The 24,218-nt window shown below is 43.3% G+C and carries 21 protein-coding genes; 15 read left to right on the top strand and 6 right to left on the bottom strand.

Annotated elements, in window-relative coordinates; genetic code table 11:
• Positions 1-213: 213 nt before the first annotated feature.
• Entirely contained in the window at positions 214-1,866 is a 1,653-nt protein-coding gene (locus ACMUMQ_RS11615; RefSeq protein WP_414682211.1) for a flavodoxin domain-containing protein, read from the top strand.
• Positions 1,867-1,903: 37 nt separating this feature from the next.
• Here ACMUMQ_RS11615 and ACMUMQ_RS11610 read toward each other — a convergent pair whose 3' ends face one another.
• From ACMUMQ_RS11610 to fahA, 4 genes are all read right to left on the bottom strand, one after another.
• Positions 1,904-2,404 (bottom strand): YbhB/YbcL family Raf kinase inhibitor-like protein, encoded by a 501-nt coding sequence (locus tag ACMUMQ_RS11610; protein WP_317005486.1) that lies wholly within the window; start codon positions 2,402-2,404, stop codon positions 1,904-1,906.
• 197 nt (positions 2,405-2,601) lie between these two features.
• Complete coding sequence (gene maiA, locus ACMUMQ_RS11605; protein WP_414682153.1) at positions 2,602-3,240, bottom strand: maleylacetoacetate isomerase; 639 nt, start codon at positions 3,238-3,240, stop codon at positions 2,602-2,604.
• Between the two features lie 75 nt (positions 3,241-3,315).
• Positions 3,316-3,846, bottom strand: coding sequence for a VOC family protein (locus ACMUMQ_RS11600; protein WP_414682152.1), 531 nt, complete (start codon positions 3,844-3,846; stop codon positions 3,316-3,318).
• A gap of 125 nt (positions 3,847-3,971) precedes the next feature.
• The gene (gene fahA / locus ACMUMQ_RS11595; RefSeq protein ID WP_414682151.1) at positions 3,972-5,288 is read right to left on the bottom strand and encodes a fumarylacetoacetase; all 1,317 of its coding nucleotides are present in this window, start codon (positions 5,286-5,288) and stop codon (positions 3,972-3,974) included.
• A 181-nt stretch (positions 5,289-5,469) separates the two neighbouring features.
• On the opposite strand from fahA, the gene ACMUMQ_RS11590 reads away from it, so the two are divergent.
• The 8 genes from ACMUMQ_RS11590 (at position 5,470) to ridA (ending at position 14,837) form a co-directional block, all read left to right on the top strand.
• On the top strand, positions 5,470-6,249 hold the full coding sequence (locus ACMUMQ_RS11590; protein WP_414682150.1) for an IclR family transcriptional regulator domain-containing protein: 780 nt from the start codon (positions 5,470-5,472) through the stop codon (positions 6,247-6,249).
• A 183-nt stretch (positions 6,250-6,432) separates the two neighbouring features.
• Positions 6,433-8,013: a sulfatase-like hydrolase/transferase gene (locus ACMUMQ_RS11585; protein ID WP_414682149.1), complete on the top strand. Its 1,581-nt coding sequence runs from the start codon at positions 6,433-6,435 to the stop codon at positions 8,011-8,013.
• A gap of 63 nt (positions 8,014-8,076) precedes the next feature.
• Positions 8,077-9,939 (top strand): TRAP transporter permease, encoded by a 1,863-nt coding sequence (locus ACMUMQ_RS11580; RefSeq protein WP_414682148.1) that lies wholly within the window; start codon positions 8,077-8,079, stop codon positions 9,937-9,939.
• Positions 9,940-9,983: 44 nt separating this feature from the next.
• Positions 9,984-11,003 (top strand): TAXI family TRAP transporter solute-binding subunit, encoded by a 1,020-nt coding sequence (locus ACMUMQ_RS11575; protein ID WP_414682147.1) that lies wholly within the window; start codon positions 9,984-9,986, stop codon positions 11,001-11,003.
• 320 nt (positions 11,004-11,323) lie between these two features.
• Positions 11,324-11,947 carry a guanylate kinase gene (gene gmk / locus ACMUMQ_RS11570; RefSeq protein WP_414682146.1) on the top strand — a complete coding sequence of 208 codons (624 nt, stop codon included), beginning with the start codon at positions 11,324-11,326 and terminating at the stop codon, positions 11,945-11,947.
• 57 nt (positions 11,948-12,004) lie between these two features.
• Positions 12,005-12,229, top strand: coding sequence for a DNA-directed RNA polymerase subunit omega (rpoZ, locus tag ACMUMQ_RS11565; protein WP_414682145.1), 225 nt, complete (start codon positions 12,005-12,007; stop codon positions 12,227-12,229).
• A 61-nt stretch (positions 12,230-12,290) separates the two neighbouring features.
• Positions 12,291-14,408 (top strand): RelA/SpoT family protein, encoded by a 2,118-nt coding sequence (locus ACMUMQ_RS11560; RefSeq protein ID WP_414682144.1) that lies wholly within the window; start codon positions 12,291-12,293, stop codon positions 14,406-14,408.
• A 42-nt stretch (positions 14,409-14,450) separates the two neighbouring features.
• Entirely contained in the window at positions 14,451-14,837 is a 387-nt protein-coding gene (gene ridA, locus ACMUMQ_RS11555) for a deaminase RidA (RefSeq protein WP_347983602.1), read from the top strand.
• A gap of 62 nt (positions 14,838-14,899) precedes the next feature.
• Here ridA and ACMUMQ_RS11550 read toward each other — a convergent pair whose 3' ends face one another.
• Positions 14,900-15,751, bottom strand: a complete 852-nt coding sequence (locus tag ACMUMQ_RS11550) for an NAD-dependent epimerase/dehydratase family protein (protein WP_414682143.1) — start codon at positions 15,749-15,751, stop codon at positions 14,900-14,902.
• 161 nt (positions 15,752-15,912) lie between these two features.
• On the opposite strand from ACMUMQ_RS11550, the gene ACMUMQ_RS11545 reads away from it, so the two are divergent.
• The 3 genes from ACMUMQ_RS11545 (at position 15,913) to ACMUMQ_RS11535 (ending at position 19,735) form a co-directional block, all read left to right on the top strand.
• A complete protein-coding gene (locus ACMUMQ_RS11545; RefSeq protein WP_414682142.1) occupies positions 15,913-16,818 on the top strand; it encodes a hydrogen peroxide-inducible genes activator in 906 nt (301 codons plus the stop codon).
• Between the two features lie 9 nt (positions 16,819-16,827).
• Entirely contained in the window at positions 16,828-18,909 is a 2,082-nt protein-coding gene (gene recG, locus ACMUMQ_RS11540) for an ATP-dependent DNA helicase RecG (protein ID WP_414682141.1), read from the top strand.
• Positions 18,910-19,060: 151 nt separating this feature from the next.
• The gene (locus tag ACMUMQ_RS11535) at positions 19,061-19,735 is read left to right on the top strand and encodes a ComEA family DNA-binding protein (RefSeq protein ID WP_414682140.1); all 675 of its coding nucleotides are present in this window, start codon (positions 19,061-19,063) and stop codon (positions 19,733-19,735) included.
• A 34-nt stretch (positions 19,736-19,769) separates the two neighbouring features.
• On the opposite strand, the gene lrp is transcribed toward ACMUMQ_RS11535, so the two are convergent.
• Positions 19,770-20,246, bottom strand: a complete 477-nt coding sequence (gene lrp / locus ACMUMQ_RS11530; RefSeq protein WP_317005503.1) for a leucine-responsive transcriptional regulator Lrp — start codon at positions 20,244-20,246, stop codon at positions 19,770-19,772.
• A 529-nt stretch (positions 20,247-20,775) separates the two neighbouring features.
• On the opposite strand from lrp, the gene ACMUMQ_RS11525 reads away from it, so the two are divergent.
• The 3 genes from ACMUMQ_RS11525 (at position 20,776) to ACMUMQ_RS11515 (ending at position 24,203) form a co-directional block, all read left to right on the top strand.
• Positions 20,776-21,798, top strand: coding sequence for an amino acid ABC transporter substrate-binding protein (locus tag ACMUMQ_RS11525; RefSeq protein WP_414682139.1), 1,023 nt, complete (start codon positions 20,776-20,778; stop codon positions 21,796-21,798).
• A 118-nt stretch (positions 21,799-21,916) separates the two neighbouring features.
• Positions 21,917-23,092, top strand: a complete 1,176-nt coding sequence (locus tag ACMUMQ_RS11520) for an amino acid ABC transporter permease (protein ID WP_414682138.1) — start codon at positions 21,917-21,919, stop codon at positions 23,090-23,092.
• A 10-nt stretch (positions 23,093-23,102) separates the two neighbouring features.
• A complete protein-coding gene (locus ACMUMQ_RS11515) occupies positions 23,103-24,203 on the top strand; it encodes an amino acid ABC transporter permease (RefSeq protein ID WP_414682137.1) in 1,101 nt (366 codons plus the stop codon).
• Positions 24,204-24,218 lie beyond the last annotated feature (15 nt).

Below are 24,218 nucleotides of genomic sequence, written 5' to 3'. Positions count from 1 at the left end.
ATTGTCGATAAAATGGAGGAAGCTAGGAAAAGTAGTGAATAATTATTACCAATGATAATCGCTAACTGCATCGCCATGCAATATAATGATAACGATTCTCGTTATATTTTTTATATGCAGTTTTACTCTAAATTAAGGAGGTAATGTATTTTTACTTTGGCTTTTTTTACCTCACGATCAGCTTATAGCGTTTTGGCCATCATTATTTTTATAATGACTTACGCCATGACGTCTGTGATTTTCTCTGAACCTATACTTGATTTAGAGTCAGAGGCGTTACTTATCTCTCACGAGATGTACCTCTTAGACTATGAGTTATATTACTCAGATAAGACTGGATACTTTCTTTCACACGATAACGCTGTGCTGCACTTTTTATCCTCCTCAGAGGTTCGGGTATTAAACGGAGCATTCTGGGCAGCTTTGGCTCTCTCTTCTTTATGTTTTGTTACGTGGAGCCTCAAACATACACTATCTAGCCGTTTTTCTTCTTGGCTACCTTGCCCTTCAAAGGAAAGCCCTTCCTCACAAAAAACAACACTTTTAGCTTACGCTAGCCAAACAGGTGGAGGCCAAAAGCTCGCCTACCAATTACAAAAAATGGCTAATTCTTTATTTGAAGTGCGCTGCACCTCAAGCTTAGAGATCAGTCAGTTAGCTCAATATCAGCGTGTATTTTTTATAGTCAGCACTTATGGTGATGGCGCCCCACCAGATAGCGCACAAAGCTTTATTAAAAAACTACGCACTACAGAATGGCCTCTAAACTCTCCTCTTCCGAGATTTAGTGTATTGGCTCTAGGCGACAAAACGTATAAAACCTTTTGTGCGTTCGGCCACGCTTTATCAACATTATTAAAACAACAAGGCCTTAAACAAGAATTACCAACTCAAGAAGTCGATAAGATGGATATGGGTTCAGTAAATCACTGGTGGGAACAAGTTTGTCATTTATTAGCAATAAAAAGCAGTCAAATCAAAAGAGATACTATCGACTTTACCGTTTGCGAAAACCAACACCTAAATACTCCAAAGCATGACCGTGCGGCACACTTTATTCGGTTACAAAGTAACGGAATAGAATATGACGCAGGAGATTTAGTCGCAATATACCCAGAAATATCTACCGACATTATTCAAGAACGTTTATCCGTTCATGGCTGGTCTGGAACAGAAACAGTACAACAACAAAATACTTCGATGTCATTAGCGGAGGCTCTCATTCAACTTGATTGGTGTCAGGAGTCAGCGAAAACACCACAAGAACTAGTCGACTTATTGCCTCCAATACATGAGCGTTTATATTCTATTGCCTGTTATGAAAATGACTATGTTGATTTATTAGTACGCAAACACCAGCGCTTAGATAGCTCTATTGGTAATGGCTCTGGCTACTTATGCAGGTTACAAGAAGGGGATCTTGTAAAAGCTCAGTTACGCAAAAATGACTCCTTCAAACTGAGCGGTGATTACCCTATCATCATGATTGCAGCCGGAACAGGCATCGCACCATTCCGTGGCTTTCTGCAACAAAAACAAAAATGGAACTCAACAAACGAACATTGGCTCATTTTTGGTGAACAAGACAAACGGTTGGATGACTATTTCGCAAAAGATATCGAAGATTTCCAAGCGAGCGGCCTATTGACTCATGTCGATAAAGCATGGTCGCGAAGTGATCAAACCTATGTTCAAGCTATATTAGGGAATAAATCAAATTTAGTAAGAGAATGGGTGAATAACAAAGGTGCTCAAATTTATATCTGTGGTAGTCAGGTTGGATTCGGTGAGCAAGTAATAGAGAAGCTAAGCCGTATCGTAGGTGAAGAAACTCTGAGCCATTGCTTACACACGGACTTATATTAGACAAAACGGGGCGATACACCCCGTTTTACTGATTAAGTTAGTACTTACCCAATTCCAGTACTGTTTGCTCAAGGACTTTGCTGCCGTCCATTGCTTTAATCGTCACGTAATACGCGTGATCTTTACCGCCAGAGCAAGGTGGCATATAAGCGCCCGCTTTATCCCAACCTGGACCACGGTGTTCTGCAATCATTTTGAAAGGCGCTGGCAAAGCGTATGTGTGACCTAAAACAGAAGGGATTTCTACTTCCGATGCAGAAGACGCTAACGTGTAGCTGATCTGCCCATGACCACCGTTATTCATATTTTGAGAGTCACGGTCGCTGTATTCCATAACAATGACGTCTGTGCCTTTTGGCAACTTACTAAGCGTCAAAGCTGGCGTCGCAGGACTCATTCCACCAAATTTTTGACATTGCTCAGCAGCTGGTACAGTTGAGCCGTCCCAAAACGCATCCGTTAACTTAGCATCAAACGCCAATGCGCCAGTGCTGATCGCCGACAAACCAAGTGATATAGCTAATACTTTAAGTTTCATAACTGTGATCCCTTTTGTTCCATTTAAATGACATTATTGACTTAATAACGAAGCTGTTACGTTAGATTACAGAAAAAGTATCACTTTATGATGACAAAAAAGAAATAGCAAAAGCTCAAAGTGAGCTACTTTTTACATATTCATCTGCTATCCAAAACAGCCATCACTTAATTTGCTATTCAGGTACTAAGGCAAGATTAAGCGTCTGGCTGACAAGATGGGTGAGCATTTCTGAATGCTGGCAGCGCTTCTAAGGCTTCGTAAATTCGGACAATAGTGGGGTATGCGCTTAAATCCGTTTTAAAGCGAATAGCATTAAAAACCTGTGGTACCAAACATAAATCTGCCAAAGATGGCATGTCCCCATGACAATAATCTCCTACTTTTCCAGACGCAGAAAGTTGAATTTCTAATGCACGAAAGCCTTCATGAATCCAATGTTGATACCATGTGATTTTTTGTTCTTCCGTCACTCCAAATTCACCAACAAGGTACTTAAGTATTCGTAAATTGTTTACTGGATGAATATCACACGCAATAACTTGGGCAAGACCACGAACATGGACTTTTTCAATAATATTATCTGGCAATAATCTGTGAGTATTTGGGTAAGCCTCATCCAAATACTCACAGACAGCAAGAGATTGATTAAAGAGCATTCCTTGATCTTCAAACGCAGGGACAAGGCCTTGTGGGTTACGAGCCAAATGCGCCTCACCTTTTTGTTCATTTTTCAGCAAGTTAACGGGGAGCTGACTGTAAGCTAACCCTTTAAGATTTAATGCTATTCTCACTCTGTAAGCTGCCGATGAACGACAGTAATCATAAAGAATCATCCGCTTAACTCCGGCTAAAATGTGTATTCAAGAATGGTAAGACGCGACAAGTCGCCAAATAGCATGTTGTGGTTTTTAATTTTCTTCGTGTAACCAGGCTGCATGCTTCGGTGCTTTCTTGGTTTTCGACCATTCTTCCAACATAAGAGGCGCGACGTCTGCTAGTTGCTTCATTTGCTCTGGCGTACCTGAACGATACGTTAATTCTAAACGGTGCCCATTTGGGTCAAAGAAGTAGATTGAGTGAATGATGCCATGATTGGTCACACCAAGAACATCAAGCCCTTTGGCTTCTAATTCTTCTTTGGCAGCAATAAGCGCTTCACGGTCAGCCACTTCAAAAGCGATATGTTGAACCCATTCAGGGGTATTCTCATCACGGCCCATTTTGGGGGAATTAGGTAACTCAAAAAAAGCCAGAATGTTGCCTTGCCCTGCATCTAAAAAGAGGTGCATATAAGGGTCAGGTGCTTTTGTAGAAGGAACTCGGTCTTCAGCAATGGCCACCAAAAAATCCATATTTAAGTATTTTTGATAGAACTCCACGGTTTCTTTGGCATCATGGCAGCGGTAGGCAACATGGTGAATCTGCTTAATATTTATCATGATTATATTCTCTTAATTTCAGTCATTTTATTTTTGTAATTGAATCATGGCAGCCAAGGCGCTGATCATGACACTTCATTTCGAGTCAAAGCGCTCATCTGTTGATAAACGCTTCTTACAACAAATTAACCTTTAGCGGGCAAAACGGTTGCAACGACTTCACCAAAACCAATCGCTTTAGCGCCTTCTTTTTCACAACGGCCTCGCATAATGACGGAGTCACCATCTTGCAAGAAGGTTCTCGTTTCTCCGTTTTTCAGCTCTAGGGGCTGTTTTCCACCCATAGAAAGTTCAAGCAGTGAGCCTGCTTCTTCATGGTTCGGCCCAGATTGTGTTCCACTACCAAGGAAGTCTCCCGGCTGTAAGTTGCAACCATTGACAGTGTGATGAGCGAGCATTTGCCCAACCGTCCAATAGGAGTAAATAAAGCTAGATTCAGACAACTTCACGGCAGGAGTATTTTTAGATCGCATTTTTTCTGACTTAAGCAACACTTCAAGTTGGATATCGTATGCACCTTTCGCACGGTTATGCTCCGAGTCCAAATAAGGGAGCGGCTGAGGGTCTGTGCTGTCGCGAGTCCACTCGGCTCTAAATGGTGCCAGAGCTTCGGTTGTGATAATCCATGGAGAAACCGTGGAAGCAAAACTCTTCGAGAGAAATGGCCCCAAAGGCTGGTATTCCCAGGCTTGAATATCACGGGCTGACCAATCATTAAAAAGACATAATCCAAAAACATGCTCATCCACATTATCAATGGAAATAGGCTCTCCCATGTCATTACCAGAACCGATATAAATACCTACTTCCAGCTCGTAATCTAAACGTTTACAAGGTGCGAGAATGGGCTCTAACGCATCCGGAGCTTTGATTTGCCCCATTGGGCGGTGGAAATTCTGCCCCGACACACCAATAGACGAGGCCCGACCGTGGTAGCCAATAGGCACCCATTTATAATTAGGCAATAATGGATTATCCGGGCGAAATAAAGAGCCAACTGTTGTGGCATGATGAATCGAAGTGTAAAAGTCCGTGTAATCACCGATTTTACAAGGCACGGTGAACTCTACATCTGCCTGTGGAATAAGGCAGTTTTCGAGGGTATTTTGTGCTTCAGCACCCTCACGTAACGCTTTCGATAGGGCAAGACGTAAAGCAGACCAAGCTTCTGTCCCCATTTCCATAAACTCATTTAATGTTGCCTGAGAGCAGGCTTTTGCCGCACGCTCTGCTAAGCCAGAAAAAACGCCGCTTATCTGTGCTGCCGATAGGTCAACGACTTGATCGCCAATGGCGACGCCACCACGGAAGGCTTCGTCACTCTCTCGTCGACGAAATACCGCAAAAGGTAAATTTTGAATTGGGAAATCACAGGCATCTTCGTTGGCGCTGAGCACCCAACTCGTAAGACTAGGATCGTGCGTTTCGTTAAGTTGAGTCATAATTATTTTTCCTTTACGTAACGGTTACGTTCTAACAATGGAAAAGATTCTATAGCTCAAAATACGAATACGTTTTTAGCATTTCACTTGGTGAAACTTTCAGTTATCTTATGGATTAAAGCTGAAAAGTACGTTGAGAAAACTCAATGACTCCTAATAAAAATAAATAAAGGGACATAGCATGGTGAAGTCAATCGAAGCTCTAGCAAGAGGCATTCAAGTTCTAGACAAGCTTAGAGATAAGTCTCCGATGTCATTGGCGAATCTTCATCACGAAACGGGCATTAGCAAAGCCACTCTTTTACGTATACTCAAAACTCTGCAAGAAGCGGGCTGGGTCTATCGGTCTTTAGGCGATTCACAATATCGCTTGTCTTACTCACTGCAACAAGTCAAAGAAATACAAAAGCCTTCTGTTGCGTTAGCCGAACTGGCCTCCCCTATTATTAAAGACTTGCAGCGCGATCTCCAATGGCCCTCAGATATTGCCGTACGAGACAATTTAACCATGCGAGTCGTTGAATCTAGCCGCCCACAAGCCACTTTTATTCTTAATAGAGAGCAAATAGGCATTAAGCCTGCGATGCTTTTCTCGGCTTTGGGTCGCGCTTACTTGGCATTTTGTTCGAAAGCAGAACAAGACGAAATTATCAAAGGAATTAAAGCCGCTGGAGGCAAAGAAGGCCGCCTCGCCCATGATGTTGTTTGGCTTGAGCAACTTTTAAAAAAAACCAAAGCGCAAGGTTTTGGAGAGCGGGAAGCCAATTATTGGGGTGTAGGTTCAACGGATGGTCGTCGCATAGAAGCGATTGCCGTACCTATTATTCACCAAGAAAAAGTCGTTGCATCTTTAACGGTTGCTTGGCCAGAAGGAAATGTTGAAGCGTCAAAAATACGCTCCCTTTTTCTGCCTCGCTTACAGCTGGCAGCCAAACAGATATCAGATCGTTTGCCGTCATAAAGCTTTTTCAACCACTCTATTTCACCTAGTGAAACCCCATAATTTATTTATCTAAATTACCCATACCATGACCACTAATAGCTTATTACTGATCGATCTAAGTCATTGGATTTCATCAGCAGCATTGTTTCTTGTGTTCTGAAGACAAGAAAACTCATTAAAATAATAAGAGGCTGAAACATCATGGCTGAAAAACCGAACATTCTATTTATCATGGCAGATCAATTACGAGCCGATTATCTTGGCTGTAATGGACACCCAAGTATTAAAACGCCCACTATTGATGCTTTGGCAAAAGAAAGCGTCAACTTTAAGCGGACCTACACCCAAGCTCCCGTTTGCGGCCCTTCTCGTATGTCATTTTACACCGGCCGTTACGCACTCTCACATGGCGCAACCTACAACAATGTGCCATTAAAAATTTCAGAAAAAACAATTGGTGATTACTTACGCCCTCATGGCTATCGTGTTGGACTGGTTGGCAAAACTCACATGCGAAAAGATGTCGAAGGCATGGAGCGTCTTGGTGTTGATCCTGATTCATCTAGAGGCGTGTTGGTCAGTGAATGTGGCTTTGAGCCTTACGAAAGAGACGACGGATTACACCCAGATCAAAGTGTCTCACCTGACCTTGGATATAATAATTTCCTCCGAAAACTCGGTTATGAAGGGCACAATCCATGGCACGAATACGCTAATTCGGGCGAAGATGAGCAGGGTGAAATTCAAAGCGGCTGGTACATGCGCAATGCTCATTTGTCCGCTAGGGTGAAAGAAGAACATTCTGAAACGGCTTTCACAACGAATAGAGCAATGGACTTTATTCAAGAATCAAAAGGCGCTCCTTGGTGCTTACACCTGAGCTACATTAAACCGCACTGGCCTTACATCGCGCCTGCCCCTTATAACAGTATGTACAGCATCAACGATATACTGCCGCGCAATGCGACTGAAGCCGAAAAAGAAAACCTTCATCCTGTTATTGAGGCTTTTATGGGTCATAAAGAGTCCGTCGCTTTTTCTCGGGATGAAGTCCGCGAACGCGTCGTGCCAACCTATATGGGCTTGATTACTCAGCTAGACACGCATTTAAAGCGCCTTATTGAGTTTCTGAAAAGTACAGGAGAATACGATAACACTGTTATCGTCCTGACATCTGATCATGGAGATTACCTTGGTGATCATTGGCTTGGTGAAAAAGATTTGTTTCATGAAGCCAGCTCTCATATTCCCATGATTATTCATGACCCTCGCCCAAGCGCCGACATCACACGAGGTTTAGAAGATAACCGATTGGTAGAAGCCATAGATCTGCTGCCTACTTTTCTTGACCTGATTGATGCAAACTCAAGCAGCCATACACTAGAAGGACGATCTCTTCTCCCAATCCTACGTGGAGATAATCCCGACGCTGATAATTGGCGGCAATACGCTTTTAGTGAAGCAGATTTTGCATGGCGACAAGCACGACTAACACTGGACATGGCACCTGATCAAACTCGTGCTGTCATGGTTGCAAGTCAACGTTGGAAGTATGTGCATTATGAACATTTCAAACCACAACTGTTTGATTTACTAAACGACCCGTTAGAACAAAACGATTTAGGTACAGATCAGGCGTACGAAACCATCCGGCAGGAAATGCAAACGGCACTCCACGAATGGTTTAGGCAGCGAAAAAACCGCACGACTGTTAGTAATGAGTTTGTGGCAAGCGTCACCAATAGCGCCCATAAAAAAGGCTATTTGTTCGGCTATTGGTAAACCCGACTTCACACTCAGTTTGGTTGTTAAGCATTTGCATAATAAATATAAAAGGCAAAGGTTATGAATTCATCAACATCGTCTCAAACTAAAATAACCCTCGGGCAATATATCATCGCCCCATTATTTCTATTGATGGTTGGTTCCGTTATTTATACTGCTGGTTGGGGTATTTATGACGACACTCTCGTTCGGGTAGGCACTTTTTGCCTTTCAGTGATCATCCTCATTGCGGCAAAACTCATTAAAAACAAAAGTTCATTGATAAGTAAATTAGTGGATTTATGTCTAATATGCCTGATATCAGCGGCAGTTTATCGCTATTATTGGGTGTCTGAAGAGCTTGAATCTGGTTTATACGAACTAGAAAACATTGATATTCTGTATGCTGTAGCGGGCTTATTGGTCTTAGCCGAAATGATGAGGCGCGTTGTTGGCTTTCCTCTCGTTCTCGTGTGTTTGACCTCTATCGTTTATGCCTTATATGGAAACTATTTCCCCGATGTAATAGGTCACGCAGGCGTTGATCTCAGCGAGCTTCTTACGACCGTTTGGTATAGTTTTGATGGTGTTTTTGGCCGTCCTCTTGCGGTTGTCACCTCCACCATTCTTATCTTCATTTTGTTTGGCTCTTTGCTCGAAACACTGGGTGTTGGAGATGTCTTATTAAAATTCGCCTTTAAAGTGACACGACATTTTGCGGGTGGCGATGCTCACGCTGCCGTTCTGGCAAGTGGTCTGTTTGGTACTATTTCTGGCAGCGCCGTTGCCAATGTTGTGGGGACTGGCGTCATTACTATTCCCATGATTAAAAAGCGTGGTTTCTCTGCCAAATTTGCAGGAGCGGTAGAAGCTGCGGCGTCCAGCGGTGGTCAGCTAATGCCTCCTATTATGGGTGCTGTTGCCTTCATCATGGCCGACGTTACTGGTATCTCTTATCTCAATATTTGCCTTGCTGCGTTGATTCCTGCGCTTTTCTATTATGGAAGTTTATTTGCTTTCATTTCTACGGAAGCAAAACATCTGGGCATGCGACCTCAGAAAGAAGACGCTGTTATTACTTTAACCTTAAAAGATAAGCTTAAGTGCCTTCATTTTTTGATCCCATTGATACTTATTATTGTTTTAATGGTGCAAGGCAGTAGCCCTGCTATGGCGGGTTTCTGGGCATTGATTAGTGCAACACTTCTAGGGCTTATTATTGAGCCCGACTTACTCCGTCAGCCTAAGCGCTTATTAGGAATGGTGGTTAACGGTGCAAAATCTTGTGCAACCATTACCATCGCTGTCGCTTCTGTCGGCATCATTATTGCTGTGATGAATAATACAGGATTGGGTTTAAGATTCGCTGAAGCCATTCAAGTTGTAGGAGAAGGTAACCTTTTCTTATCTCTTGTTCTTATGGCCATTGGCTGTCTTGTGTTAGGCATGGGTATGCCGACAGTTCCAGCCTATTTGATCATCATATTGGTTATGGGGCCGGCGGTAACCGCTCTAGGTGTGGATACAATCGCTGCGCACTTATTTGTGGTGTATTACGCTGTTTTGTCCTCTGTCACACCGCCTGTTGCATTAGCTGCCTTTGCGGCAGCACCTATTGCAAAAGCCAACCCACTTGCGCTCAGTGTTACAGCTCTTCGCTTGGCAACAATCGGGTTTTTAATTCCGTTTGCTTTCGTATACCAACCCTCTCTATTACTCATCGTTGATAGCTTTAGTATCGTCGGATTAGTAATAGCATTGCTGACTACTTCCGCTGCCATTGTGTTGATTGCTTCTGGGTTTGCATCGAAAGGATGGCTACGTTTGCTGCTTGTCATAGTGGGTATTGGGACAATTCTGCCTTTCTGGTGGATTCAAAGTGTGGGCGGAATCACGGCACTTTTTCTTCTTATAAAAGCGAGAAAAGAAAAACCTCGTAACTAAAACCAATGATCCAAATAAATATAAAAAAATGGAGAACCTAGATTATGAAACGTTTATTTTCTAAAAAAGTCGGACTCACTCTTACTTGCTTAATCAGCACTGCTGTTCTGTCACTAAATTCTGGCCACGCTGCTGCCAAAGAGACTTTCCGAATGTCCACATTAGGGCCAGGAACAAGCCCTTATATGGTGATGACAACCTTTGCCAATACCGTCAACAAAAACTTGCCTGAATATTCCATTGTGGTTAACGCAACTGGAGCCGCCACAAAGCACGCACTTGATGTGTCCAAAGGCAAAGCGGACTTTTACATGAGCTCTCCCATACTTCATCAGTTAATGAGCAATCAACTTGCCATGTATAAGAAAATTAAAGGGGTTAAAGAGCTGTCTAAAGACCTTCGCACCATTTTCAATTTTTCGATGGGAGTCTACCACTCTGTGGTCTATGCAGACTCAGGCATTGAAAGCATGCAAGACATCAAGGGAAAACGTGTGTTTGTCGGTCCTCCAGGTAGTGCCACACGCCGCACGGTTGTACAGATGATAGACGCCGTGACTGGCTATAAAGCCGACGAAGATTACACAACGGTAAAATTAGGTTGGGATGCCGCAGCCCAATCCTTTCAAGATGGAAATCTAGATGTGTACTTTAACCCAACCAACGCACCTAGCCCTGCGATTAGCCAAATTGCTCTTACCAAGAAAATTCGTTTCCTAGGTATTCCTAAAGATGACTTGGAAGGTAATGAAGGTGTGGCGGCATTAACTAAAAATCCAGGGTTCCGTATTACTCAACTAAAACAAAACACTTATGGAGAGAATCAAGTCAACTCTGATGATGTATACACTTTAGGCGTGACAGTTGGTATCAGTACAAATAAAAACATCCCTGAAGAGACTATCTACAAGATGACAAAAACCTTCTGGGAGAAAATTACCGCTCAATACGATAGCGCCCCTTGGTTAAGCAACATATCCCTAGACAAAGCCTTACTGGATTTGAATATGCCTTTACACCCTGGTGCAGAACGCTATTACCGTGAAGTCGGGCTAATAAAATAATCCCTCATCAAACACTACCTAGTTATGCCTTAAACCTCAGTCGGTGACACTTCATCGCTGAGGTTTAAAAGGTAGCCGAATTACGTTTCCTACCTAAAGAAAGCTCAGCAAAAAGCCTACCCAGCTGAGTCAGAGTGTATAGTTCATAACTGCTGATTAAATAGCAGATCAAACAGAGCAACGCCCTCCAGAGCCCACTCCATTAAAATGAATGCCATCCACTAAAAACAAACAATAATCTCCTCCTAAGAACGGAGTATTTTTGTGCTATAGTGGTGGGTCATTAAAAAAACATTAAATGGCGGGTTCAAAAAAAGCTCATGGATAAACACAAAGGCAACTTATTCATTTTATCGGCTCCTTCTGGTGCGGGTAAGTCTACCTTGTACAAAGCCTTGCTTAAGCAAGATCAGCAAGTACGCATTTCCATTTCTCACACCACAAGAGCGCCAAGAACAGGTGAAGAAGACGGTCGTGAGTACTTCTTCACAGACCCAGAATCTTTCTTGGACATGATTGCGGAAGACGCCTTTTTTGAACACGCTCAAGTATTCGATAATTACTACGGCACATCAAAAGCATCCATTTTCGATATGTTGGAGCAAGGCTTAGATGTGATTTTAGAAATTGATTGGCAAGGCGCTCGCCAAGTCCGTCAGCTTTACCCTGAAGCCATAGGGATTTTCATTCTTCCACCGTCATTACAAGCCTTAGAAGAACGCTTAAAAGGTCGTGCAACTGACTCAGAAGAAGTGATTCAAAGACGCATGGCAAAGGCCGTTAATGAAATGTCCCATTACAACGAATACGATTTTGTCATCGTCAATGATGATTTAGATGAAGCTCTTTCTCAAATGGGGGCAATTTTTAAGGCTATGCGCTCAAAAACCCCGATTATCGAGCAAAAACATGGCAATCTTATAAATGATCTCTTGTCATTGTAAGAAGCCGTTAAGTAGAATTACCCTTGGAAAAATAGATAACTGAATACAGAGGTCAAAATGGCTCGAGTTACCGTAGAAGATTGTTTAGAAAACGTTGATAACCGCTTTGAATTAGTGATGGTGTCATCAAAACGTGCACGCCAACTAGCGACAGGTGGTGAAGAAGCGAAAGTGCCTTTAGAAGGCGACAAAGTAACGGTTATTGCACTACGTGAAATTGCTGACAACTTGATTAACGCAGAAAACGTTGATCAACAAAAACGCCCAGTTCACGAGTTTTAATTCAATGGTGTCGCTCATAGCACAACCGTCGCACTTCTACTTTGCCTTTGTGAGGTGAGCGATGTATACCATTGAAGATTTAGCACTGACACTCAGTCAGTACTTGCCTTACGACCAAGTTGCCAAGGTAAAACGCGCTTACTATTACGCCGAACAAGCCCATGATGGCCAACGACGCAAAAGTGGCGAACCTTATGTCACCCATCCTCTCGCTGTCGCCGAAATTCTCTCTGAACTTCGAATGGATTGTGATGGACTGACAGCAGCACTTTTACATGACGTCATAGAAGATACCGGCATCAGCCGCGAAGCACTCACTGAACAGTTTGGTGAAGGTGTCGCAAGCTTGGTAGATGGCGTTAGTAAATTGACTCACCTTGAGTTCAATAACCAGCTCGAAAAACAAGCTCATAACTTCCAAAAAATGGCCATGGCCATGGCAGATGACATTCGAGTGATCTTGGTTAAATTAGCGGACCGCTTACATAATATGCGCACATTGGACGCCATGCCGGCCAATAAAAAGCGTCGTATCGCCCGCGAAACCCTAGAGATTTACGCGCCAATTGCAAACCGTTTAGGTATGTACAATGTGCGTGTTGAGTTAGAGTCTCTTGCTTTTCAAGCTTATTACCCGATGCGTGCTCGCATGCTACAGCGAGCCATCCATAAAATGTATGGTCAGCAACGCATCAAGGACACTCAAAAGATTGAAGATACGATTCGATCAGAGTTGGCAGCAGATTATATCGAAGCCAGCATCAGTGTTCGTGAAAAGCACATTTACAGTATTTACCAGAAAATGGACAAAAAGCGCCGTTCATTGAATGAAATCATGGACGTTAATGGTGTTCGCATTGTGACTGATCGTCACGATAGCTGTTACCGCATATTGGGCGTTATCCATTCTCTCTTCAAACCGATTGAAGGCCGCTTTAAAGATTACATCGCTGTCCCTAAATCCAATGGCTACCAATCACTTCATACCACTGTTTTGGGTACGAATGGTATTCCAATGGAAGTGCAAATACGCACCGAAGAAATGGATCTCGTCGCCAATAACGGCATTGCGGCTCATTGGGCTTATAAAGCCAATGGCACCTCCAACACGCCAAGTAATCATGACCGTGCGACAAAATGGGTGAAAAGCCTACTCGAAATTCAGCAAAAAGCGCGCAACCCTGTCGAGTTTGTCGATAACGTGAAAAGCGATCTGTTCCCAGATGAAGTGTATGTGTTTACGCCAAATGGACAAATCATTGAGCTTCCTTCTGGCGCAACTCCAGTGGACTTCGCTTATGGCGTTCACACTGAGATAGGCAACACCTGTATCTCCTGTCGCATTAACCGACGCCTTGCGCCATTGAGCACTCAACTTGAAAGTGGCCAAACGGTTGAAATCATTACCGCCAATAACGCTCAGCCAAATGTGGCGTGGCTAAGCTTTGCGATTACAGGCAAAGCCCGCACTAACATTCGTCACTATTTGAAAGACAAGCAACGTGAAAACGCCATTTCTATTGGTAGTCGCCTACTCACTCGTTCGTTGAATGCTTTCAAAACCAATATTGACGAATTGACCTCAGAGCAAATTGCGCAGGTATTAGAAAACCACCAGCTGACGTCTATGGACGACTTATTAGAGTCCATTGGTAAAGGCCGCCATGTTGGCTATTTGGTTGCCAGAGAGCTATTCCCGAATTTTGATGAAGAAACCTTGGTAACACCTAAATCCTTTAAGGTAAACGGTTCCGAAGGCATGCTTATTTCTTATGCCAAATGTTGTGCGCCGATACCTGGTGACCCGATTGTTGGTTACGTCCAAGTGGACAAAGGCATCATCATTCACCATTTGAATTGCCCAAATGTTCAAGACCATTTATCCAGCCCTGAGCGCTTTATTCACATGGCATGGGGCAAGGAAATCGAAGAAGAATTACATATCAGCTTGATCGTGAGTTATATCAATGAGCGAGGCGCCGTCGCCAAAATTGCCAGCTCAATCAGCGATACCGATTTCCAAGTTTCAAACCTAGACATTATTGAACGTGGCCGAGTCAGCCGTTTACGCTTGAACATTACCATTTCCAGCCGTGTTGGTTTGGCCGATGTTATGCGCCGAATCAAGGCCGTACGTTGTGTCGAAAAAGTATCACGCGAGACGATAGTGGGGCGCTAAACAAGTCGCTCTTATTCAACATTTCAAAATAGGATATTGATTATGCCAAAACAAGTTGTTCACACAGAAAACGCACCTGCTGCTATCGGTCCATACTCTCAAGCCGTTCGCGCTGGAAACACAGTTTACCTTTCTGGCCAAATTCCTTTGGTGCCAGAAACAATGGAAGTCATCAGCGAAGACATCGTTGAGCAAACAACACAAGTTTTCAAAAACCTACAAGCAGTTTGTGAAGCAGCAGGCGGTTCATTGGAAAACGTGGTTAAGTTCAATATTTTCATGACAGATCTAGGCAACTTCGCAACAGTTAACGAAGTGATGACTCAATTTGTCAAACAGCCATACCCTGCTCGTGCTGCTATGGGTGTTCGCGCCTTACCAAAAGGCGTGCAAGTTGAAATCGAAGGTATCATGGTGCTAGAAGACTAATCTCTTCAGCCTATTGAAAACCATAAAGAGAGGCCTTTTATCGGCCTCTTTTTCTATGCTTATTAAGACAGATTGCTCTCGTTTTTATATTCAAGCAATAGACTTTGATAGCCAGAAACATAGCTAGGATAACGAGGTCGCCAACCTTGCGAAAAAAGATACTGACCTTGAATTCGCTTGCCTGACGCTGGGATAAAATCATGGCTATTTTTGATCGCTGGCGTGACACCTAAACAGGTTGCAAGCCATAACTTCACTTCCCACATAGAAACAGGCGTTTGATCTGTGACGATTACTTGATTAGGTAAGGCTTTTCCAGCGACAGCACATTCAGCTAAAGTCACCAAAGCAGACACAACGTCATCGCGGTGAATGCGATTCGTCCAACTGTTCGTCCCCCAGTCTTCGCCACTTTCTATTTTCTGTAGTAATCGAAAACGCCCTGAGCCATAAATCCCTGAACAGCGAACGGCCACAGTCGGAAATACCGAAGTGAGCGCCAACTCTGTTTCTCGGAGAACGCTTGAAGTCGCGGACTTAGGCTGCGCAGGCGTTGTTTCATCAATCCACTCACCTTGGCTTTCGCCATAAACACTCGTACTGGAAACAAACAATACTTGCGGTGGCTTGCTTTGTGATTGATATCTACGAATCAACACCTTTGCGGTATCCAAATAGGCGGTTCGATACGCTTCTTCCGTTCGCCCTTTAGGCGTCATGATCAAAAAGATGATATCGGCATCAGGAAGAGCACTGTCTTCCATCGTCACCAAGTCGCCAGTAATACCTATTACACCTGCAGGGAATTCCACGCCAGTTCGACGAATACCAATGACATTATGGCCTTGCGAGACAAGCTCATGACCTAGCCCTGAACCTAAATCACCACAACCAGCGATCAGTATTGTTGCCATTTTCTCCTCCAGAGTGATGGTTGATGTCTTCGCGTAACATTTAATAACACGGGATGAATCAAGAAATGTTCAGTAATAACAGAATCAACGAGTATACTTTATTGAATGGTGTATTATCATAGCTATTAACAATGAATCAGCCTACTTTAAAAAGGTGAGTTATGACATTAACGGAATTGAAATACATAGTAATGCTGGCGGAGAAAAAGCATTTTGGACAAGCAGCAGAGAGCTGTCATGTTTCACAGCCAACCCTCAGTGTTGCAGTAAAAAAGCTGGAAGATGAACTGGGTACCGCTATTTTCGAACGCAGTAAAAGTTCGGTGTACATCACGCCACTTGGCGAGCAAATCATTACTCAGGCAAAGCGCGTTCTCGATCAAGCAAACATGATCAAAGAACTGGCCGCGTCTGGTAAAAATCAGCTAAAAGGGCCATTAAAAGTCGGTGCTATTTTTACCATCGCCCCTTACCTTTTCCCTTTTATGATTCCTTCTTTGCATAAAATTGTGTCTGGCATGCCGTTGTCAATTGAAGAAGATTTAACGGAAAACCTTCGTCCAAAACTGCGTAACGGCGAGTTAGACGCCATTATCGTCGCTTTGCCTTTCCGCGAGCCTGATGTCGTAACACAACCTATTTACGAAGAAGAGTTTGTTGTGCTCATGCCGAAAGGACATCCTTGGACCAAGCTAGAGAACATAGAAACCGATCAGCTATCTACAGACAATCTTTTGTTACTAGGTAAAGGCCATTGCTTCAGTGAGCAAGTTTTAGAAGCCTGCCCTATTGTGACTGAAAGTGAGTTTGATGATGGCCGAACTGTCGTCAATGGCAGCTCGCTAGAAACCATCCGCTACATGGTGGCGTCTGGCTTAGGTGTCACCGTTTTGCCAAAGTCGGCTGTCACCAATATCGATCATGAAATGCTGGAAGTTCGACCTTTCGCTTCGCCAGCGCCGAAACGCACGGTAGCACTTGCATGGCGAGCGAGTTTCCCCCGTCCAAAAGCCATTGAAGCCGTAAGCCAATCTATTCGTGATGCTTGCAAGCAATTAAATCTGTAGGAAGCTCAGATGATTGACGGTTTAGATGCACAGGATGTGCGAGAACTAAAAGGAGTGGGAGATGCAATGGCCGAAAAGCTGGCTAAATTGCATCTGCACACAGTACAGGATTTACTGTTCCACTTGCCTATTCGTTACCAAGACAGAACCCGTGTGGTGCCAATCGGCCATTTGCGTTTTGGCGACGAAGCCGTTATCGAAGGCCAAGTGACTGGCTGCGAAATCAAAATGGGCAAACGCCGTAGTTTGCTCTGTCGGATCAAAGATCACACCGGCACGCTTTGCTTACGCTTTTTCCACTTTTCTGCGGCGCAAAAAAAACAGCTTGAGACAGGCAAACGCATTCGCTGCTTTGGTGAAATTCGCAGAGGAAGCACTGGTTTTGAAATCTATCACCCTGAATACAAAGTCATTGGTGATGATGAAACACAGGAAGAGTCCGCGCAGCTCACGCCTATTTACCCTCTTACGGAAGGCTTGACCCAAACCAAGATCCGCCAACTCTGTGAGCAAGCGTTAGAACGCCTAACGCCTTACAATTTACGAGAATGGCTTCCTGAAGAAATTCGTTCACAATTCAGTTTGCCACCATTAAGCGATGCAATCTTGTTTTTGCATCATCCGTCTCGCGAAGCTGACTTAGAACAACTACGCTCCGGCTCTCATCCAGCTCAATATCGTTTGTCTTTTGAAGAACTCATGGCGCATCAACTCTCGCTCATAGGCAAACGTATCAAGGCAAAGCAAGACGTTTCAATCAAGGTGCCAAATGCAGGTGAACTAAGCCAAGCTCTTTTGAATCAACTGCCTTTTTCACCAACCAATGCCCAACAACGCGTTTTTCACGAAATACTGGCGGACTTAAATACTGGTCACCCAATGTTACGTTTGGTTCAAGGTGACGTAGGTTCGGGCAAAACTTTAGTAGCAGCCTTAGCTGCCGCCTCCGTCGTGCAAGCCGGTTATCAAGTTGCCATTATGGCGCCAACCGAAATCCTCGCAGAACAGCATTACATAAACTTCTCCCAATGGTTTGAGCCTTTAGGTTTAAAAGTGGCATGGATGATTGGCAAACTAAAAGGAAAGGCGCGGGAAAAAGAGCTGGCAGATATTGCCTCTGGCGAAGCACAAATTGTTGTTGGAACCCATGCTCTCTTTCAAGACACTGTTGAGTTTGATCGTTTAGCCTTAGCAATTATTGATGAACAACATCGTTTTGGTGTTCATCAACGAATGGCATTGCGAGAAAAAGGCATGAAGCACGGATTTCAACCTCATCAGTTAATCATGACAGCAACGCCCATTCCTCGCACATTGGCCATGTCTGCTTATGCAGATTTGGATTGCTCAATCATCGATGAATTGCCACCAGGACGAACACCTGTCAATACGATTGTGGTGTCAGACCAACGCCGACAAGAAGTCATCGATCGAGTGAAAAGTGGCTGCGAGCAAGGCAAGCAGGCTTATTGGGTCTGTACTTTGATCGAAGAGTCGGAAGCGCTGCAATGCCAAGCGGCCGAGGACACAGCGCTATTACTGCAAGAGCAATTACAAGGCTTGTCCATTGGTTTGGTGCACGGAAGGCTAAAAGCACAAGAAAAGGCCGATATTATGGCCAAGTTCAAAGCAGGTGAGATTCAGCTTTTAGTGGCAACCACTGTCATTGAAGTGGGTGTTGATGTTCCAAATTCAAGCTTAATGGTCATAGAAAACCCTGAGCGTCTGGGTTTAGCGCAACTTCATCAATTACGAGGGCGTGTGGGTCGAGGTCAAGCTGCCAGCCATTGTGTTCTGCTCTATAAATCACCGTTAGGACAGCAAGGGAAAGAGCGCCTTTCTACTATGCGAGAAACCAGTGATGGATTCAAAATTGCTGAGAAAGACCTTGAATTACGTGGGCCAGGAGAGCTTCTAGGCACAAGACAAACGGGTTTGTGGGAGTTCAAAGTAGCGGATTTGCAAAGAGACAAAAGTCTATTGGATGATGTGCAACGCGCCGCTTCGATTCTATATTCTCAGTACCCTGAAAGCATTTCCCCACTTCTGTCTAGATGGCTACCCAATCATGACCAGTATTTAAACGTCTAACACTCACTCTGAAATAGACCTTTCCCCATCGCTAGCCTTGTCGCTATTGGCTTTATATTTGCTTAGATATGTTCAAGATATCCCCATAAAATCTATCGAACTGGGTAGTTTCTTACATTCTGTTCAAGCCAATTCATCTCAAGGAGCTGGTATGTCTTTTTTAGAACAAGCAAATCAAGGTGCAGAATTATCAATACAAGGATGCGGTTACAAAATAGAAAACGACCGAGTGATGATTTCTGCAGACTTTATTGGAAGCAATAGAGATGAACTGAACATGAGCGGCACAATTCAAATCGCCTTTAGTGCCCAGAACCAACAAAACAGAGAACCTCAAAGCGTACTTCTAGCTTCCACAACGATAGGAGAATTAAGAGGGCAACACTTCCTGAGCGACTGCTATTACGACCTGCTCTTTCAACATCCTCCCACGGGAACTTGGCAACTCTCATTACAATTAAGGGAATGGGATGGTTTAGAGTACACACTGATTGATGAAGTGTTTTTCGACTTCCTCTATCAGACACAAGCCATGTCTGATGCAGCAGATGCCTACAGCAGTGAGCATGAAACTAACACAATAGAACCTCAAATAACCTCGCCAAGAGAATCCATTACCCACTCCAAGTTTGTAGATTCAGGCGACGGACATTGCCTTATCAATAAAATAAAAAAAGCAGAATTAAGAGCGGTAAAAGGGATTCCCAAAAAAGCACTAGAGAGGATTATTACAGAGCGCCCTTTTCAATCTGAAAGAGCGATTATTAACGTCAAAGGAATGGGGCCAAAAATGCTGAAAAAACTACTAGAACAGCTCTCAAGCTAAAAGGTTTAAGGAAACGCAAAGCACGCAGGCAGGATTATGGGATATTTACAACCGTCGTGCTTTTCACTTCTTCCATTGCGACATAAGTTCGAGACTCGCGAACGTGAGGCAGAGTCAGCAATGTTTCACCTAAAAGTAAACGGTAGGAGTCCATATTTGAAACGCGTGCTTTTAAAAGATATTCAAAGTCGCCCGCGATCAAGTGACATTCTAAAATCTCTGGAATTTCAGCAACCGCTGTTTTAAATTCATTAAAGCCCTCAGGAGAGGTTGTTTTCAGTCTAATTTCAACAAAGACCAACAAACCAGCATCCACCTTTTTCGGATTTACCAAAGCACAATAACCCGTAATGTAACCTGTTCGCTCTAAACGACGAACACGTTCCAAACAAGGAGTGGCACTCAACCCAACGCGGCTCGCTAGTTCTACATTCGATAAACGGCCATTTATCTGTAATTCACGAAGTATTTTTTTGTCTAAGCGATCGAGTGGTTTTACTGAGTTATCCATTTGACACGGATCTCCTTACGTAGCTTCAATTAATGCCTAAGTCTATCATGCAGATTGCAAATTATGGAAAGAGCTTTATTCAATATATTTAGTAAGGGTATAGCAACAAATCCAAAAACAAGCACCAGAATTAAGCAAAAAGTCGCCCCTGCTACAAAATGGAACATTTTAAAAAAAATCTCGCACCACTTGTGAACAATAATTAAGCGATTAGCCTAATCCCCCGAAAACTAACGCTTTACAGAAAAAATAAATATCAAAGACATAAGAATTACATTCAGAAATACGCAAAAAAAGTGCAGATTACGTGTAGCTTATAATTTTTTCTGCTTGACTATGGCGAAAAAGAGTAATTCTATAGATGCATGTAGTGTCCTTTGTAGAGGAATCATCTACATATATCTGACAATAAGAAGAATAGAATGTTGGCACTAAGTTTGCTTAATAAACACTACAGATAATATAAATCTGACGTTAAGTTCAGCAATATAACAACATATGTAAAAAAATGCCCGGGAGGCTTAATATAATGAAATCGAATGTTAGTAAAATACTATCTACTGCAGCTGTTGCAGCGACTCTAAGCACAGCAGCGACTGCAGCTACACTAGATGACGTTAAATCTAAAGGCTTTATCCAATGTGGTGTTAGCCAAGGTGTTCCAGGCTTCTCCAACGCAGATTCTGAAGGTAACTGGACTGGTATCGATGTTGACGCTTGTCGTGCAGCAGCTGCAGCCATTTTTGGTGATGCTCAAAAAGTAAAATTCACTCCTCTATCTGCTAAAGAGCGTTTTACAGCTCTACAATCTGGTGAGATCGACGTTCTAGCTCGTAACACGACTTGGACTTACACTCGTGATTCATCTCTAGGTTTGGACTTCACAGCTGTTAACTTCTATGACGGTCAAGGTTTCATGGCTCGTAAAGATCTAGGCGTTGAGTCTGCTTTGGATCTTGATGGTGCAACAGTGTGTACTGAGCAAGGTACTACAACTGAATTGAACATGGCTGACTTCTTCCGTAAGCACAAATTGTCTTACGTTCCAGTTGTTGTTCAAAAAGCAGACGAAGCACTAGCTGCTTACGCTTCTGGCCGTTGTGATGTATTCACTACAGATAAATCAGGTCTTGCTGCTCACCGTTCTAAGCTTGCAGATCCAAGCGCTCACATGATTCTTCCAGAAACTATTTCTAAAGAGCCTCTAGGCCCTGTTGTTCGTCACGGCGACAACCAGTGGAAAGATATCGTAACTTGGGCAATGTTCGTTCAGGTTAACGCTGAAGAAATGGGTATCACTTCTGAAAACGTTTCTAAAATCAAAAGTGAAACAAATGATCCAGGTATCAAGCGTCTTCTAGGTTCTGAAGGTGATATGGGTGCTCAACTTGGTCTTCCTGCAGACTGGGCTTACAACGTTATTTCACAAGTAGGTAACTACGGTGAAGTATTCGAACGTAACGTTGGTCCATCTACTCCAGTTGGTCTTCCACGTGGTATTAACAACCTATGGACTGAAGGCGGTGTAATGTACGCGCCACCAGTACGTTAATTATTAATACCTAGAGCAACCTGCTTCGGGTATTTATTCAGCGGCGATCTTTCATCGCCGCTGAATTTCTCCCCCCTTTCTTACACATCTGACGAGCATTCCATTTGCCTGAACTAAGATGAGCGATAAAACAACTTCAAGTAACAAAAGCCTTTTGCATGATGCAGGCACCCGTGCCTTGATCTTTCAAATAGTGCTTCTAGCCGTGGTCGTTTTCGTAGGTTATTACCTATTCAGTAACTTACAAGCCAACCTAGCTAATCAAGGTATTTCCACTGGTTTTACATTTCTAAATCAGCCAGCCGGATTTCCCATTCTTATTCATTTGATTGAGTACACAGAAGCAAACTCTTATGGTCGTGCGTTTGTTGTTGCTTTAATCAACACTGTTGTTATTTCCCTAATGGGGATTGTGTTAGCAACTGTCATTGGTGTCATCATGGGTGTTGCCCGACTGTCGAAAAACTGGCTAGTCGCACGTTTAGCAACTGTCTATGTTGAAACCTTGCGTAATATTCCATTACTACTGCAAATGTTCTTTTGGTACTTTGCGGTACTAGCGGCGCTACCTGCACCTCGTAATAGTTATGAGTTTGCAGACTTCCTATTAAATAAGCGCGGTATTTACTCTCCTAACCCTATTTTTCAAGATGGCTTCGGTCTTGTAATCGCTGGCTTTATTTTGTCTATTGTTGCTTCTATCGCTGTGATTATCTGGGCTAAGAAGCGTCAAACTAAAACGGGCGTTTGGTTTCCAGCCTACTGGACTTCTTTAGGATTGATTATCGGGATTACCTTTTTGTCCCTTGCTGTTGCAGGCTTTCCAATAGAGTTCGATTTACCACAAAAAAGTCGCTTCAATATCACGGGAGGTATGGTTCTACCTCCTGAGTTTGTCGCTGTTCTTGTAGCTCTATCCACCTACACAGGCTCTTTCATTGCTGAAATCGTCCGTGCAGGTATTTTGTCTGTTAACTGGGGACAAACAGAAGCAGCAAGATCTTTAGGCTTAAAAGACAATTTGACTCAGCGTTTAATTGTATTGCCTCAAGCATTGCGCGTTATCATCCCACCATTAACTAGCCAATATTTAAACTTAGCGAAAAACTCTTCGTTAGGTGCTGCTATTGCCTACCCTGAGCTGGTTGCTGTTGTTATGGGTACGACACTAAACCAAACAGGTCAAGCGATAGAAACCATTGGTCTTTGTATGCTTGTTTATGGTTCATTGAGCTTATCTATCTCCATGTTCATGAACTGGTATAACAAAAAAATGTCATTAGTAGAGCGCTAGGAGGCTAATCATGGCTATTATATTTAAACCATCACCAAGCCTCCCACCACCAGTTAATTCGGTCGGTGCAGTGGCATGGGTTCGTCAAAATTTATTGTCGTCCCCTCTTAATATTTTCCTGACACTGTTTAGTGTTTATGTTCTATACCTATTGCTTCCACCAATTATTCAATGGGGCATTATCGATGCAACATGGACAGGTGAATCAAAAGCAGCTTGTACTGGCGGCGGTGCTTGTTGGGCATTTATAGGGGTTTACTTCGAACAGTTTATGTATGGGTTATACCCATCAGAAGAAACATGGCGTATTAATATTGCCTTGATTCTATTGGTGGTAATGGTTGGTGCTTTCGCCATTAAATCTGTCAATAAACTCTATTTATCCATTGGGATTATTGTTGTCTACCCTATCATTGCCTACTTCTTGTTTGCTGGTGGTGTACTTGGATTAGAAGTTGTTGAGACTTCTCTATGGGGTGGCTTATTCCTAACGACTCTTTTGGGTGTCATTGGTATTGTTGCTTCACTTCCTCTGGGTGTCTTGCTGGCTTTAGGCCGTCAATCAAACATGCCGATTGCTAAGTCTGTTTGTATTGTATTCATTGAGACTATTCGAGCGGTTCCACTGATCACCATCTTATTCATGGCATCCGTTATGATTCCATTGTTCCTACCTGATGGTATGAACTTTAATAAGCTAATGCGTGTATTGATTGGTATTACCTTATTCTCCGCCGCTTACATGGCCGAGGTAATCCGTGGTGGCTTGCAAGCTATTCCAAAAGGTCAATATGAAGCCGCTGATGCGATGGGATTATCTTACTGGCAGTCAATGGTTTTGGTTATCTTGCCACAAGCATTGAAGCTCGTTATCCCTGGTATCGTGAACACTTTTATTGGTTTGTTTAAAGATACAACCTTGGTTTATATCGTTGGTATGTTTGACTTACTTGGTAGGATTCAAGCAGCAACACATGACTCAAGCTGGTTAGGTACAACAATAGAAGGTTATGCCTTTGCTGGATTCATTTACTGGGCGGCCTGTTTTGGTATGTCTCGCTACAGTATGAGAATCGAGCGTAAGTTAGAAACTGGGCACAAGCGAAATTAGTTAAGAATTTGAGGT

Source organism: Marinomonas algae (assembly GCF_047525555.1).
Classification (GTDB): domain Bacteria; phylum Pseudomonadota; class Gammaproteobacteria; order Pseudomonadales; family Marinomonadaceae; genus Marinomonas.
Note: the sequence above shows the minus strand (reverse complement) of the source record. Positions and strands in the feature narration are given on the sequence as shown.

Bases quoted from the DNA above. Each gene is read 5' to 3' on its own strand.
- ACMUMQ_RS11535 (WP_414682140.1), top strand. From the start codon at position 19,061: ATGTCTTTTTTAGAACAAGCAAATCAAGGTGCAGAATTATCAATACAA.
- ACMUMQ_RS11610 (WP_317005486.1), bottom strand. From the start codon at position 2,404: ATGAAACTTAAAGTATTAGCTATATCACTTGGTTTGTCGGCGATCAGC.
- maiA (WP_414682153.1), bottom strand. From the start codon at position 3,240: ATGATTCTTTATGATTACTGTCGTTCATCGGCAGCTTACAGAGTGAGA.
- ACMUMQ_RS11520 (WP_414682138.1), top strand. From the start codon at position 21,917: ATGAGCGATAAAACAACTTCAAGTAACAAAAGCCTTTTGCATGATGCA.
- gmk (WP_414682146.1), top strand. From the start codon at position 11,324: ATGGATAAACACAAAGGCAACTTATTCATTTTATCGGCTCCTTCTGGT.
- ACMUMQ_RS11580 (WP_414682148.1), top strand. From the start codon at position 8,077: ATGAATTCATCAACATCGTCTCAAACTAAAATAACCCTCGGGCAATAT.
- rpoZ (WP_414682145.1), top strand. From the start codon at position 12,005: ATGGCTCGAGTTACCGTAGAAGATTGTTTAGAAAACGTTGATAACCGC.
- fahA (WP_414682151.1), bottom strand. From the start codon at position 5,288: ATGACTCAACTTAACGAAACGCACGATCCTAGTCTTACGAGTTGGGTG.
- ridA (WP_347983602.1), top strand. From the start codon at position 14,451: ATGCCAAAACAAGTTGTTCACACAGAAAACGCACCTGCTGCTATCGGT.
- ACMUMQ_RS11545 (WP_414682142.1), top strand. From the start codon at position 15,913: ATGACATTAACGGAATTGAAATACATAGTAATGCTGGCGGAGAAAAAG.
- ACMUMQ_RS11515 (WP_414682137.1), top strand. From the start codon at position 23,103: ATGGCTATTATATTTAAACCATCACCAAGCCTCCCACCACCAGTTAAT.
- ACMUMQ_RS11585 (WP_414682149.1), top strand. From the start codon at position 6,433: ATGGCTGAAAAACCGAACATTCTATTTATCATGGCAGATCAATTACGA.
- recG (WP_414682141.1), top strand. From the start codon at position 16,828: ATGATTGACGGTTTAGATGCACAGGATGTGCGAGAACTAAAAGGAGTG.
- ACMUMQ_RS11560 (WP_414682144.1), top strand. From the start codon at position 12,291: ATGTATACCATTGAAGATTTAGCACTGACACTCAGTCAGTACTTGCCT.
- ACMUMQ_RS11615 (WP_414682211.1), top strand. From the start codon at position 214: ATGACTTACGCCATGACGTCTGTGATTTTCTCTGAACCTATACTTGAT.
- lrp (WP_317005503.1), bottom strand. From the start codon at position 20,246: ATGGATAACTCAGTAAAACCACTCGATCGCTTAGACAAAAAAATACTT.
- ACMUMQ_RS11600 (WP_414682152.1), bottom strand. From the start codon at position 3,846: ATGATAAATATTAAGCAGATTCACCATGTTGCCTACCGCTGCCATGAT.
- ACMUMQ_RS11575 (WP_414682147.1), top strand. From the start codon at position 9,984: ATGAAACGTTTATTTTCTAAAAAAGTCGGACTCACTCTTACTTGCTTA.
- ACMUMQ_RS11550 (WP_414682143.1), bottom strand. From the start codon at position 15,751: ATGGCAACAATACTGATCGCTGGTTGTGGTGATTTAGGTTCAGGGCTA.
- ACMUMQ_RS11525 (WP_414682139.1), top strand. From the start codon at position 20,776: ATGAAATCGAATGTTAGTAAAATACTATCTACTGCAGCTGTTGCAGCG.
- ACMUMQ_RS11590 (WP_414682150.1), top strand. From the start codon at position 5,470: ATGGTGAAGTCAATCGAAGCTCTAGCAAGAGGCATTCAAGTTCTAGAC.